This is a genomic window from Pseudomonas sp. AC463 (assembly GCF_979253585.1).
In genome coordinates this window covers 1-340 of sequence record NZ_CEEDDZ010000289.1, presented here as the reverse complement: position 1 = coordinate 340, position 340 = coordinate 1, and the positions used below count along the sequence as shown (strand labels likewise).

Annotated in this window: 1 protein-coding gene; it reads left to right on the top strand. The window is 64.1% G+C overall.

Annotated elements, in window-relative coordinates; all coding sequences use genetic code 11:
* Window positions 1-340, top strand: a 340-nt coding sequence (locus AC0IYH_RS30195) for a hypothetical protein (RefSeq protein ID WP_471837802.1), incomplete at both ends; no start/stop codon positions are given.

Below are 340 nucleotides of genomic sequence, written 5' to 3'. Positions count from 1 at the left end.
CTGGATACGAAGGACTTCCAGTTCCTGTTCAAGGACGGCGAGGCGCTGACCTTCATGGACAAGGACAATTACGAGCAGATCACGCTCGACGCGGGCATCCTGGGCGACGCCGCGGCGTTCCTTCAGGACGGGATGGACGTGGTTCTCGAACTGTATGACGAGCGGCCGATCTCCGTCGAGCTGCCGTCGACGATCGAGGCGACCATCGTCGAGGCGGACGCGGTGGTGAAGGGGCAGACCGCCTCGTCCAGCTACAAGCCCGCGATCCTCGACAACGGCGTCCGCATCATGGTGCCGCCGCACATCGCCGCGGGGACGAAGATCGTGGTCGACGTGTACG